This window comes from Tersicoccus sp. Bi-70, from assembly GCF_001968825.1.
Classification (GTDB): domain Bacteria; phylum Actinomycetota; class Actinomycetes; order Actinomycetales; family Micrococcaceae; genus Tersicoccus.
On record NZ_MIEU01000013.1, the window covers coordinates 1 to 13,224 of the forward strand.

Annotated in this window: 12 protein-coding genes; 2 read left to right on the forward strand and 10 right to left on the reverse strand. The window is 69.0% G+C overall.

Annotation, left to right across the window (positions count from 1 at the left end):
• Both BGP79_RS16625 and BGP79_RS10815 read left to right on the forward strand, forming a co-directional pair.
• Nucleotides 1–523, forward strand: a 523-nt coding sequence (locus tag BGP79_RS16625) for a hypothetical protein (RefSeq protein ID WP_158067176.1), incomplete at its 5' end; no start/stop codon positions are given.
• Between the two features lie 34 nt (nucleotides 524–557).
• Complete coding sequence (locus BGP79_RS10815; protein ID WP_076695415.1) at nucleotides 558–1,700, forward strand: hypothetical protein; 1,143 nt, start codon at nucleotides 558–560, stop codon at nucleotides 1,698–1,700.
• 85 nt (nucleotides 1,701–1,785) lie between these two features.
• Here BGP79_RS10815 and BGP79_RS10820 read toward each other — a convergent pair whose 3' ends face one another.
• From BGP79_RS10820 to BGP79_RS10865, 10 genes are all read right to left on the reverse strand, one after another.
• A complete protein-coding gene (locus BGP79_RS10820; RefSeq protein WP_076695417.1) occupies nucleotides 1,786–2,394 on the reverse strand; it encodes a hypothetical protein in 609 nt (202 codons plus the stop codon).
• Nucleotides 2,394–3,473, reverse strand: a complete 1,080-nt coding sequence (locus BGP79_RS10825; RefSeq protein WP_083701826.1) for a transglycosylase SLT domain-containing protein — start codon at nucleotides 3,471–3,473, stop codon at nucleotides 2,394–2,396. Before BGP79_RS10825 ends, BGP79_RS10820 begins: the two co-directional genes overlap by 1 nt.
• Nucleotides 3,463–4,041 (reverse strand): hypothetical protein, encoded by a 579-nt coding sequence (locus BGP79_RS10830; protein ID WP_076695421.1) that lies wholly within the window; start codon nucleotides 4,039–4,041, stop codon nucleotides 3,463–3,465. The genes BGP79_RS10825 and BGP79_RS10830 overlap by 11 nt, the downstream gene beginning before the upstream one ends.
• Nucleotides 4,038–5,828 carry a type IV secretory system conjugative DNA transfer family protein gene (locus tag BGP79_RS10835; RefSeq protein WP_076695423.1) on the reverse strand — a complete coding sequence of 597 codons (1,791 nt, stop codon included), beginning with the start codon at nucleotides 5,826–5,828 and terminating at the stop codon, nucleotides 4,038–4,040. Before BGP79_RS10835 ends, BGP79_RS10830 begins: the two co-directional genes overlap by 4 nt.
• 64 nt (nucleotides 5,829–5,892) lie before the next feature.
• Entirely contained in the window at nucleotides 5,893–7,512 is a 1,620-nt protein-coding gene (locus tag BGP79_RS10840) for a hypothetical protein (RefSeq protein WP_083701827.1), read from the reverse strand.
• A complete protein-coding gene (locus tag BGP79_RS10845) occupies nucleotides 7,509–9,134 on the reverse strand; it encodes a hypothetical protein (protein ID WP_076695425.1) in 1,626 nt (541 codons plus the stop codon). Before BGP79_RS10845 ends, BGP79_RS10840 begins: the two co-directional genes overlap by 4 nt.
• A gap of 10 nt (nucleotides 9,135–9,144) precedes the next feature.
• Complete coding sequence (locus tag BGP79_RS10850; protein WP_076695427.1) at nucleotides 9,145–10,845, reverse strand: hypothetical protein; 1,701 nt, start codon at nucleotides 10,843–10,845, stop codon at nucleotides 9,145–9,147.
• Nucleotides 10,845–11,489 carry a hypothetical protein gene (locus BGP79_RS10855; RefSeq protein WP_143588393.1) on the reverse strand — a complete coding sequence of 215 codons (645 nt, stop codon included), beginning with the start codon at nucleotides 11,487–11,489 and terminating at the stop codon, nucleotides 10,845–10,847. The genes BGP79_RS10850 and BGP79_RS10855 overlap by 1 nt, the downstream gene beginning before the upstream one ends.
• A gap of 56 nt (nucleotides 11,490–11,545) precedes the next feature.
• Nucleotides 11,546–11,920 carry a hypothetical protein gene (locus BGP79_RS10860; RefSeq protein ID WP_233121426.1) on the reverse strand — a complete coding sequence of 125 codons (375 nt, stop codon included), beginning with the start codon at nucleotides 11,918–11,920 and terminating at the stop codon, nucleotides 11,546–11,548.
• A 1-nt stretch (nucleotide 11,921) separates the two neighbouring features.
• A complete protein-coding gene (locus tag BGP79_RS10865; protein ID WP_143588394.1) occupies nucleotides 11,922–13,112 on the reverse strand; it encodes a hypothetical protein in 1,191 nt (396 codons plus the stop codon).
• Nucleotides 13,113–13,224: the final 112 nt, after the last annotated feature.

Genomic DNA, 13,224 nt, shown 5'->3' on the forward strand with positions numbered 1-13,224 from the left:
CACCCGTCGGGCCGAGTGGACGGAGCTCGCCGCCGAGGTCGACCTGTACCGGGCGACCTACCACGTGCCGGCCACCGAACCGGCCGCGATCCCGGTAGATCACCGCGACCACCCGGTCGCCGCCGATCTGGCCGCCCGGGTCACAGCCGCCCACAAGTACAGCGCCCAGACGACGAAGGACCCACTGACCGGCGAGGAAGTGCAGGGGGCATACGTGCGGCAGGTCGGACTCATCGAGTCCCGTGAGACTCCGTCCGAGGCGGAGCAGGTCATCGACCGGCTCGCCGCCGAGCGGGGACCGGGCACAAGTGCGACCGCGAGGGAACGCATCGCTGAGCGGCTGCGTGCGGTGCGAGACGCTGGAGGCTCCACGGGACCCGAAGGTGAACAGGGTGATGACGCGACTTCCGTCGCGAGAGCCCTCAGCGAGATCCGACGTCGTCGACGGGAAGAGCAGGAACAGCGGCCGGAGCCTGAGGGGAACGCGCCGACGCGGGAGAACGACCGGGGACACCGGCGCTAGCCTGTGAGGGCATCACGGTGAGGGGGACGCACGTATGGGCATGTCGGGATTCGGTCTGGGCGATCCGGCGCTCGCGCAGCTGTACGCCCGCAGCACGGGTCCCGTGGTGTTCATCGACGAGTCGTTCCGGGAGCCGTTGCGCAACGACGAGCACCCGTTCTACGCGATGAGCGGGGTGATCGTGGACCGGGATCAGGGCTCCGTCGTCAGGGACGCGCTGATGGACATCGCCGGCGGCCGATACTGGCACACCACGGAGTCGTACCGGTCGGCGGCCGGACAGAACGCGATCCACGAGCTCGTCGAGTACCTGGCCACCGCCGCCGACTGGAACATCGTCACCGTCCAGACCAGCATCCGCCGTGACGACCGTGACATGGCGATCGCCCGAGCCGAGACGCTGACGGCACTGACGGCGGAGGTCACCCGAGGGACCGGCCCCTCGGCCGCGCGCCTGCTGGTCATGGAGAGCAGGAACAAGCGTGCCTACCCCAGTGGCGACCGCGACGACAAGGAGACGATCGGCCGGCTGCGCAGCGCCGGCATGATCGACCGGCAAACCACCGTCCACCACACGTCACCGGGCCGGGAACCCCTACTGTGGGCGCCGGACCTGAGCGCCTGGGCATTCCGCCGGCACGTGGCTCTCGACGACGACCGGTGGTTCAAACCACTGGAACCGATCGCCACCGTCGTCCACGTCAACGGCGCCGACGTGACACAAAAAAGAAGCAACCCCCATCTGCCGCAGCCAAGTCCGGGGGTCCAGTCACCTGGCGAACGTCGCTGGGACGTCGGCGGGACGACTGTTGCTTCGTCTCCCAGTCTAGTGTTCGGTGGACAGCGGGGCAACGCCTTGACCCGGATCGAGCAGGCCGCGCGGGCCGAGCCGATGACGGTCGAGCGGGAGGCCCTGTTGGCCGTGGGCACCGAGGATCAAGCGCGGCTCGTTCGTGCCGCAGTCGCACGATTGCGTCAATCGCCCAGGTCGGGCGACATGAGCACGGACCAGCGGCTCGTCGACGGCGCCCGCCAGGTCATGCCCGAATCTGGCGCCGAGGAGCTGTTGCGCGCGCTGAACGAACGGAAGCGCCGCGCCATCGAGGGCGACGCCGCACCCGAGCATGACCGTGGCCCCGATCCGGACAGGGACCGGGGCCACGGCCGGACCCGGTAAGGGTCCCCGTCCCCGGGAACGGTCGACGGGTCAGGAGGTTACCGTCGCTTCCCCGGAGGCTCTGCCACCAGCGACGTCGCGTCCCCTAGTGCTGGCCCAGGGGCGGAACGATGCTGGTGGCTAACCACGGGGAATGCTGCGACGAGCGCAGCATCGTGACGGTGTAGGCGCCCTCGTTGGTGGGCACGGTCACGACCGCCTGGTACGTGTTCGTCTTCTGAATCGTGGTCCGCGGCGCTCCGGTGACCTTCGAGACGGTCAGGTAGCTCGGGTCGAACGAGGTCAGCTCGGCCGCGAAGCCGGCGGTGACCCGCGGTCGCATCTGTGCGAGCCACGGGGAGTGCGCCATCCCGGGCTGCGCGTAGGCCTTCATCGCTCCCAGGGCCGCGCTCTCGGCCGCCTTCTGGTCACCTGGCCCCCAGGTGGGCGGTGCCTCGGGGGTGGGCCCCACGTATTGCGGTGCGCTGTCGCAGGAGACCTGGCAGGCGGTGCCGGTCGGAGCCGGCTTCATCGCCGACGACGGCGAGGACGTCGACGAGGACGGTGACGGCCTCGACATCGACGTGGCCGGAGCTGAGCTGGCGGGTGTGGCGGCGGGGGCGGCGTTGGTGGACTCGTTGCCACACCCGGTCGCCGCCAGTGCGACGGCGAGGACGGCGGCGGCCGCGGTGAGCGATCGGACAGGTGCGCTCATCAGGGGATCCTTCCTTCGGGGACGTAGAGGTAGGCGGACGGGAAGTTCGCGCTGATCTCCCGCGTGTAGTAGTGCCCGTCCGGCGGGTTGCCGTAGTTGTAGCCCTCCTCGAGGACCTTCCCGCCCGCCAGGATCTTCTTGACGACGGCGACGTGGCCGAACTGCTGTGTGCCGCCGGCGAAGGCGGCGTACCAGATCACCGCGCCGACCTTCGGGGTCTTGGACACGGTCCAGCCTTGCCGCTGCCAGGCCGCTTCCCAGGTGGCCGCGTTGCCAGGAGCGAGCCGCAGTGCGCTCCACTTGGACCGGTCGGTGATGCCCTTCTGCTGCATGACCCGGAACCAGGCGAAGTCGGTGCAGTTGCGGTAGGCGAACCCGGTCAACGGGTTGCCGGCGTTGTATTCGGCGTTGGGGAACGGATAGTCGTCCCCGGCGCCGCCGACCGTGGCGTTCGAGACGGACGTGCCGCTGCACGAGGTGGCGGGCTCGGTGGTGGCGGCTTTGCCGTCACCACCTTGGGCGTACTTCTCGGCCAGCGCGAGGATCTTCGGCACGTACTGCTTGGTTTCGTCGAACGGTGGGATGCCCCCGTACTGGAGCACCGCTCCCTCGCCGGCGTTGTAGCCGGCCAGGGCGAGGGATACCTGTGGTTTGCCGGTCCGCTGCGCGACCGGCCGGACCACCTGCATGAGCTTCTTCATGTAGGCGCCCTGCGCCGCGATCGCGTTGGCCGGGTCGAACGGATCGCCCTTGCCGTACAGCCGCCAGGTGGACGGGATGAACTGGGACAGGCCATCGGCGCCTGCTGGGGACACCGCTTTCGGGTTCCATCCCGACTCGGTGTCCAGCTGCGCGGCGATCACCGAGGCGGGGACGCCCGAGTCCTTCGCTGCGCGGTCGACCAGCGGCCCCCACCCGTTCGGGACCGTGCCGGCCTTGACGGGGCTGGACCCGCTGGTCGCCTCGCAGGCCAGCGCCGACTGGGCCCCGGGCAGGACGAACAGGCTCAGCACCAGCAGGCCGATGAAGATCAACACCGGAGTGGCGGCGAGGGCGATCCCTGCCCGTTTAGCCCTCATCGAGGACCTCGCCGTCCGCAGTCACGCCCGCGGCGGCCGCGGCGTCGGCATCGACGAACTGGGCGAACGCGTCGCCGCCGGCGGTCAGCTGAACGCCCATGGTGTGGGTCTGAGAGTGCTCTCTCGCGTCCAGGCAGCCGATGAACGTGGACTCGCGCTTGAAAACTTCGATCGTCGGCCACAGGGCGCGGGTGAACCATTCGACCGGCTGGAAGGAGGCCTTCTTCGACTTGGGGTGATAGGCAGCCTTGTGGGCGACCATCAGCGCGGTCAACAGCTCGACCGCTTCTTCGTGTTGGTACCAGCACGGCGCGATCCACATCGTGCGTTCCTGCAAGTGATTGAGTATGCGGTTCTGCAGCCAGGTGACGAACGTGTCGAGCTCCACCCACAACGCCCGGCGCTGGTCGGCGTCCAGCCCGGTCCAGTGCCACGGCCCGCCGGCGGGGTAGTTGGTGAGTTCCTCGTCCAGGTGAAGCGCGAGCTCCTCCACACCGGACAGCCGCTCGAACAGCTCGGCGATCGCCTCGACGCCCGCCGCGCGCTCGACCGCGCCCGGCTCACTCACGCCGACTCCGCGGAGTCGACGGTGCCGACACCGGCACGACCGATGCCCTCCATCTCGAGCGCCCACTGCTGGGAGGCACGGAACTTATCTGCCTGCGGCAGGTCCCACCACGGCACCAGGTCGACGACCGCTTCCAGCTCCCGGTAAAGCAGCAGCGCCTTCCCGGAGGGCAGTTTCCGGATCTTCTCCAGCGGCATCTTCTGGTCCAACTGCATCGACCGGCTGGTGTTCACGGTCGGCTCGTCGTGCCGGCCGGTCCCCACCGAGGAACTGAGGTGTTCGACCCATTCGCGGCCGATCAGGGTAGAGACCCGCTCGAGGAACTCTTGATCGGCCATCCCACCGAGGATCACCTTCGCGGCGGCGCCGTTGAAGATTGTCTCGGCGCCGTCCTTGCCCCAGCGGGTCACCAGCTGGGAGGGCGCCTGGGCGAGGAGCCAGGTGTGCACGCCGCTGCCGCCGCCGGCCGTCATCAAGGAAGGGATCGACGGCAGCGCGCACGTGTTCGGGGCCTCGTCCAGGATCAGTGACAGGTACGTGTCGAGCCGGCCCGACGCCGTGCGCCCGGCCGCCCGGATCGCGGATTGGACGATCGAGTCGACCAGCGCGGTCACGATCGGGGCCGTCGACGCGCTGGTGGAGGGCTGGCACAGGGCGTAGAGGGTGTTGGAGGACTGGGCGAACGTGGTGATGTCGATGCCCGACTCTTCCTCCGTCGGGCACAGCAACGACATGATCCGTTCGTTCTTCATCGGACCGGTCACCTTGCTCAGCGTGGTCTTGGTGTTGCCGATCGTGTCCGGGTTGTTCTCCCGGCACCACTCATCCAGGCTGCCCGCCCACGACTTCACCTCCGGGGAACGTTCCCGCAGGATGTTCGCCGGCTCCTGGTCCTTGAAGGATTCAGACCAGCGCAGCACGTCTCGCATCGTGCCCTCTACCAAGGCTGCGGCGTGCAGCAACGCCTGGAGGATCACGATGCAGCCGTGGTCGAAGTAGTCATCGGCCGAGGACCGCTCGGAGCTGCGCGGGATCGCGTTGACCATGGCCGCGGCCCGCTCGGCGGCCACGGTCGCGTCCTCGCACCCGCGGACCATGTCCCACCGCACCTTGTCCGGCCACGCGCTCAGTGAGTCGAAGTCGGCAACGTACACGGTGCCGGTCTGCCTCCGGATGCCAGCGGTCAGGCGCAGCACGTCGGGCCGTGTACTCGTGGTGATCACCGCGCCCTCGGCCAACGCCACCTTCGCGGCGACGATCATCGTCGACTTGCCCCCGCGCGGCGGGCCGTAGACGACGCCGGTGTCCTCGGCCCGCTCTGCGACCGGTTTGCCTTCGAGCCAGAACGTCGCCGGCACCGTGCGCGCCTTCTGCGGGCCCCGGATCAGCTGCGTCAGCTGACGATGGCTGCTCAGCCCGTACTGACCGGACCCGCCCTGGCGGCGGGTCCGCCGTCGTTTCAGCGCGAACAGGGAGGCGATCCAGGCGGCGATGACCAACACGGTCAGGGTCGCCCACACGGCCACGGGCGGACCCCAGTTGCCGGCGGGGTTCCCGCCGACGGCCACGGCGGACGCCGATTGCGTGGGCAGCACGACGCCGATCGCCCAGTGCAGCAGGGCGCGCACGGTCGCGACCAGATCGGTCACCGGCAGCGCCGTCGTGATCACCAGCGCCAGATGCCACAGCAGACCGACCAGCACCGCCAGGACGGTCAGCTCGACCTTCGTGCGGGTCATCGTCGACCCGGCCCGGTGCGGGGCGTTCACACTGACGTTCGGGCTCATCCCGCTCTTCCCTTCGTGTCCGACTCTCTGCCGCACGGCCTGGTTGCTCCGTGAGACCTCCTGGTCAGCTGGCTTCCATCAGTTCGTCGTCTTCACGCAGCGCCTCGTCGGTGTCGGTCAACGCCACCTCGTAGGTCGAGCGCACGTGTTCAATCTCGATCTCCGGCTCCCCGGTCCCGGACTTGAGGAAGTGATGCCCATTGGGCAGCCGCGTGATGGCGTCGGCCGTGTCCGGGTTCAACCCGAACGTGCGCACGCACCACTGGGCCGCCTCCGGGCGGGTGTGCCGAAAGATGTGCACTGTCTGGGCCTCCTCGATCACGGCCATCCCCGGGGTGCCGGCCGGCACGTCGGTCTCTCCCTTGTGGATGTTGTAGATGTTCGAGATCCCCAGGCCGCGGGAGAGCTTGATGTTCGACCTCTGCTGCACCGCAAGCGGGCCGCCGAGGATGTGCCCGGCCTCCTCGATGAGCACATTTGTGCGCCAGCCCCGGTCGCGCTTCACCCGGCCCAGCAGCCACAGGTTCGCCAGGCCCATCACCATCGGGATGGCCGGGCCCGCGTCAGGCAGCTGGGAGATGTCGAAGGAGGTGAGCTTCTGGTTCAGTGACACCTGCTCGGAGGTATCCCCGTCGAACATCTCCCCGTAGGTGGTCAGCAGCTCGTCGAAGACGAACCGCATCTCCATCCCCGCCTCGTGCAACCGCTCCAGCTCGAATGAGCTCGCACCCTCCAGGGACGGTTCGGTCGCGTCGACGGTCCCGAGCCGGTCGTGCAGATCGGCGATCGTCGGGGTCCGTCGGCCCTCGAAGTCCCGCATCATCGCCCGGTAGGCCAGACGCAGGGCCTTGCGTTCGCGCACGCTTGTCCCCTGGCCCGTCCGCAGCAGGTCCGGGATGGTCTCCAGATACACCAGCTGGTTGTTCAGCCCGTCGTCGTTGACCGCCGAGATCATCGGATCGAGGATGTTCAGACGCACCCCGGAGCCGTTCAGGGCGAACCGGATCGGGCGGTTCTCCCGGCCGAGCCTCGCGTCGGCCGGGTCGGTCAGGGCACGGACGATCTCCGCGTACTCGCCCTCGCCGCCACGGTCCTTCTTGTCGAAGACCACAGCCCGTCGTTTCCGCAGGATCAGGGGGCGGAGCACGTAGACGGTCTTGGTGTAGCCGGACTTGCTCGAGCCGACGTCCCCGAGCGCGACGACGTTCGTCGACGTCACGCGGCGGGGTGTGGCGTTGTAGTCGGTGATCGGGTCTTTGCTGATCGCCGTCTGCGACAGGACGTCGCGGCCGGCGGCCACGCCCTCGACTCCCGTCGGCGCCGCGATCAGGGCGGTGTTGAGGATCTCGGCCTGCCGGGTCGTGGACGGGGCGCCCGTTACCGCCGGCGCGTAGAGCCCGCTGCGCGCCTTCCGGTTGTTCAACCGCAGCCGTGCGCCCTGCTCCGCGAACGGCGCCCACTCCTCGACCTCCCCGCCAGCCTCGCCCAACGCTTCGGTCTCCGCCAGGTCGGGGGCGGCGAACACCCGCAGGACCGGGATGCGCTGGATCAATCGCGGCTTCGGCCGGGCGGCCGTCGCTCCCGCCGGATCCTCGGCGGGTTCTTGTACTGCCGGCCGGTCCCCGGCCAGCAGCATGTCGATACTCACGTCCGGGTTCTCGTCGATGTCCTGGGTGGTTCTCATGCCGGGACCTTCGCTTCCTCTTCCTTCTCGCCGCGCCCGGCGAGGGTGTCCATCATCCGTGCCCCGAACGTGGTGCGTGCCGGCTTCAACCCGCGCGCGATCGGCCACGTCGTGCCCATCGCCGCGGCCTGGTACGAGTTGAGCCATTCGAGCTTCTGAATGCCGGCCAACGTGCGGGCTGACTGCTCCAGGCGGCGAGCGGCCTTCAACAGCGCTGTCTCGTCCTGTTCGGAGATGGTGATGAAGCCGACCCAGTTGGACCCGTGGTGACCGGTGCCCGGTTGCAGATCCGCTCCGCGGGCCGTCGCTCCCCGCAGGTTGGCGTCGGTCTGGGGGTCGGCGATCTCGCCCTTCTTCTGCCGGGCGATCAGCGCCGCCTGATCGCGGACGATGTCCTTCGACGTCGCCGCCCGGGCGACGTCGGCCGGCACGAGCTCCTGGTGGAAACTCAGGGTGCGGATGCCTGCTCCTGCGTGCAGCAGGGACAGCAACCAGTACGGTGACCGGGCACCTGTCTCGACCTGGTCGGCGCTGATCATCGCCGTCCGGTGTCCCCAGCGGACGGCCTGTTCGGTGATCGGGTTTACCCCGTCGACCCACGTCGCGGACCACGTGTCGTGCGACGCCAGTCCCAGCTGCCGGGGATCGACGTCCTTGACCATCAGATGGGGTCGCGACGGATTCTGCTGATGCAGCATCATGGCAACCGTGGCGCGCGCGGTCAGGGGCCGCGGGGAGCCCATTCCCGCAGCGTCCAGCGCACGCACCATCGCCTCGATCTCGTCTTTCATGAGGGCCCGCCACCCGTCCCGACCCGGGCCGTAGGTGGCCGCGGCCGCGTAGAAGTCCGCGGTGAGTGGCCACCGCGCCACAACCAGGTGACGTTGGACGTAGGAGCCGGTGCCCGTGCGCTCGAGCACCTCCTGGTAGGACCGAACCGCGTCGGGATGCGCATCCGCGGCCAGATGCTCAGCGACCCACAGTTCGTTCAAGGCAAGGTCCGGCGGGAGGACGCGCGTCAGTGACTGGATTCCGCGCACCAACGAGTCGTGCGGGGCGTGATCGGCCAACAGGGACCCGAAACCGTCCTGAGCGGCCGCCTCCCGGGCGATCGACTCGGCTCCACTGAGCTGACCACGGACCTCGAACGCCACGGACAGGTACGGCTCTTCGCCATTGGGGGCGTGCCAGGCGATGCCGGGGTTCTGCCGGCGGGCGTCGAGCCACCCCATCCCGTCCGCGCCATCGGGGCGGGACCGGACCACAGCGACCGCCCGCGCCCGCGCCTTGCTGCCCTTCGCGGTCTGCGCGTCCTGCTGAGCCTGTGCCCACGCCGCGTCCGAATACGGCACATACCGGTCCGTTCCCAGCGCTCGTCGCGCTTTCCACCGCGACCGGCGACCTCGGCGCTCCCAGTAGGACCCGCGATGCGTCGTCGCCGTCGCCAACCAGACCACGGTGGCCAGCACCACGCCGACGACCAGACCGGGCCAACCCGTGAACATGACGCCGAAGAAGGCGATGAGCACGCTGATGATCAGCCCTGCGACCTGCGTTTTCGACCGGGTGCCGCCGAAGAAGCCCCGGTGCCCGGTCTCCCCGCCGATGTAGCGTGTCGCCACCGGACTCCTCCTACCGTTCCGTCTCGTCCTGCATGTTGTCGACCGCCGTCTGCCCGGCGGCCTCACTCGCCCTCGTCGCAGCCTTAGCCGCGTCAGTGCCCATCTCCGCAGCCTTCGCTCCGGCCGCGGCCGCCAACGTCGGGATGCCGATCACAGCCCCGACACCCGTCCCGGTCTCGGCCGCGCCAGCCGCGGCAACACTCTCCGCGCCCGCGCCCGCTTCGGCCGTCCCGGCCGCACCTGCCCCGGCACCCCCAGCACCGCCCGCCGGCGAGCCGACAGCACCGGCCGGCGCCTTCCCGCGCCCGGCCGAAGGAGCCGACCCTCCCGCCGACTTAGCACCGGCCGGCTGGCTCGCCTCGCCTCCGGCCGACTCACCACTGGCGGGCTGGCTGCCGTGGTCAGCACCGGCCGCTGCGCCGGCGGGCTTAGTCCTGCCCGATCCGCCGCCGGAACCGGCCGAGCCGCCCGAGCCGCCCGAGCCGCCCGAGCCGGCAGCGGTACCGGCCGACTCGGCCGCCGCGTCGGCGCTCGAGGCATCACCCGAGGACCCCAACTGGCGCAACCGCCGCATCAACGTCCCATCCGATCCGCCGCCGCCCTCACTTCCGGACCCGTCGCCCGTTTCGCCGGCGCCGCCGTCCGTGGCCGCGTCCCCCGCTTCGCTGGAGGAGCTTCGCGCCTGGCGGACCTCCGACAGGCTGGATTCGCCATACGACTTCTGCGGTGCGTTGATCGACGGGCCCTGCTGACCTGCCGCACCGCTGGGCATGATCGGCGCGAATTTCAGCAGCAACAGGGGCGCCAGCGAGGCGATCGCCATCGCTATCACCGCCGTCATCAGGTTCATCAACGTCTTCAAACCGTCGGACCAGAGCATCCAGTTCGACGACGCGGCGATGATGTTCCAGCTGATCCCCAGCATGAAGAACAGCAGAGGGTGCGCCGCGAGGATCCCCAGCCACAGCACCGGAATCTTCTTGCCGAAGTCCGAGTGCCGATGCGAGGCGATCCATACCAGCCCGATCGGCATCACCGCCCCCGACAGGTACAGCGTCACCAGCATGATGGCCAACGTGACCAGTACCAGGAACAGGCCGACGATCATGACGACCATCAGCAAGATGCCCACGATCACGCCGCCGGGGATCGCACCCGGGTCTTTCCCGAGCATCGTCTGCAACGAGGCCAGCATCTTGTCCGACGACGAGGAGACTCCCCACGAGATCAGACTGTCGGTCAGAGCGCCGAGCATCGACACCAGGGCGGTACCGATCATCGGACCGAACAGGGCCCCGCCGAAGAACAGGAACGTCCTCCCGACCAGGGCCTCCAGGAACGCCTCGCCGGACATCTGTCCACGCGCGACGGCGATGAACTGGCCCAGCAGCAGCACCCCCCAGATCAGGATGCCGACGGCGAAACTGATCGCGTAGGCCTTCAAGAACCAGTCCACGCTCAGATCCGGCTGCGTCGCGTGCGCCAACGCAGGCAGCACGTTCTTCGCCAAGCCGACCGCCCCGTCCCGGGTCGCCTTGAAGATCGAGCCCAACGGGTCCGCAGCGAACGTCACGGCATTGCCGACTGCCCCGGTGGCGCCGTTCCACAGATCCTTCACCCCGCCGATCGCGTCGCCGACGCCCTGGCCGAGCTTGTTCAGCGGGTTACCGTCATCCTCCATCGGCAACCGTCCGAGCACCGCGGAAATCATCAGCAGCCTCCTGCGAACCGCGCGCCGTTGGTAAAGAGGTCCTCAGTCGACCGGGTCGGGTGCGCCGAGACCAGCATCCACCTGCCGGATTTCCACGTGAGCGTGAAGGTGTTTGTTTGAGCACGGTCAGGGACCGGTTGCCCGTTCTGAATCACGGTCCCTGCAGTGGAGACCACGACATCGTCGCGAGCCGCGCTCTCGACGATGTAGCGACCGTCGCTGAGCGTCAGGCGCGCATCCCCGATCGAGCCTTCCGCATTGAGTGTCGCCATCCGCTTCGGCAGGCCGGTGATGCTGGCATCCGCTTCCGGCGCCGCCAGCGCCTTCACTACCTGCTCGCTCTCGGCCACCGTCGGCCACGGCGACCGCGCACCCCACCTCTGATACGCTCCGGCCACCTCCACCGCCCCGGTGGTGGTGTGGGGTGCCTTCGCCGCCGCCTCGAGGAACGACTTGGCACCTACGCTGCCGGTGCCGGCGATGCACCCGCCGGGCGTCTGCGCCAAGGCCCCAGGCGGCGGCGGTGAAGCGGGCATGGCGGTCGCGTCGTCCGTGGATGGGTCACCGGTCGCGGACGACGGCGGGAACTTCTGGAACCACACCGACACGCCTGTAACGAGCGCCGCGATCGCCACCAAGACCACGACCACAATCGGCCAGCGTCGCCGCCGGCGCTGTGGTTCGTTCCCCGTGGAGGCCATCAGCCGGCGACCGCCAGGATCGCTCCGACGAGCACGCCGAAACCGGCGAGAGCGGCCAGGCCGATCCCGGCACCGGTCGCCTTCTTGCGGCCTTCGGCGTGAGCGTGCGGGTTGTTCGCGTCGGAACGCGCCATGGCCACCAGCCCCATGATCAGGTATACCGCCGCGACGATGATCGCCAGGCCCCACACGACGGCGAAGAGCCGCTGCCACCACTCGGTGAACCGGCCGCCGAGGCTCGTGAAGTCCGGCACGCCCGGGAACGGGTTGGCGATCCCGAGGGTCGTCAGGCCTGCTGCGTTATCGGCGGCGCGCGTGGTCACAACGTGGGAGAGCACGCTCACGTGAGCGGCCGCGGTGTCGAGGATGGGCATGTCAGTTCTCCTTCTGGTGGACGTTCCGGTTCGCCTGACGAATAGCCGCTGCGGCCACCGCCGTGAACGCCGCCCGCGTCGCGGGGGCGAGATTCTCGAGCGTGATCGGACCACGCTCCGCGATGTGCGCATCGAACGGCACCGAGTAGATGTGCTCCGTCGGGACGCCGGCCTGGTTGAAGCTGCCCAGCACACGCGAGTCCTTGACCGATTCAGGGCGACCGTCACTGAGACGGACCACAATCGCCGACTCCGCGAGCATCCGCCCGTGCGCGCCGCGCGCCCGAAGGAAATCGAGCAGCTCCAGCCCGTCGAGAATGGAGTCCGCCGAATTCATGGTGGGGATCACCAGGACGTCGGCCGTCTCCACGGCGGCGACGAACGCCCCCGACGAATACTGATTGCCGGTGTCCCAGACCCGCAGCGTGAAGTGCTCGTCGATGATCTTCGCGACGCCGCGAACGCCGTCACCGTCCAGGGGTGCTCGCCAGTGTGCCGTCGAACCGATGACCGAGGCGAAACTGCGCTGAGTGACGCTGTAGCCGCGCAGCTGAGACTGGGTGGCCACGCCCGACAGGGCCGACACCAACTCACCGATCCCCAGAGCAGGGTCTCCCTCAGACCGGTACGCCAGCTGCCCGCGGTCGTCCGAGGCTTCCACGATCGCGACCGAGCCACCGCGGATCGACGCCAGAACGCCGCCCAGGCAGATCGCCGTCGGGGTCTTACCGGCCGTGCCCTTCTTGTTCGCCACCAGGATCCCGACGCCGCGAGTCCAGCTCGACTGGCGGATCACCGACTCGTCACGATCCAAGGCGACCGAGCTCTCCAACGCAGCCCGCTCTGACGGCCCCGCGCTAAGTCGGAACGTTCCTCCGAAAGACCGATTCAGCCAACCCCGCCATCCCTGGCGTGCTCGGTCAGTCGTCCCATGCTCTTCGTCCGGTTGCTCTGTCAAATTGAACGAGCGCGGGCGCTCCGCTTTCGTCGACGTCGCCGCACCTTCCGCCCTGACGCCCGCGCCGTCCAGGGCGCTGTCCGACGTCTGGCCTGCCGCGACATCGTCACCCGCATCGACGTCCGGCAGCTGGGCTGATCGGCCGGCGGCGGCCGCGGGTGCCGGCGTCACTTGCTCGGACTCGTCATACAACCCCGATCGGCCTGCGCCCGGGAACCGCTGATCGCCCGCCATACCGTTCTCCCCTTACCGCTCAGCACGTGGGAAAACCCTTCCCCCACGAATCTTGAATCGACCGTCATCGCCGCTACGGAGTCTGAGAACCCCACTGTAGCGAATACTTAAG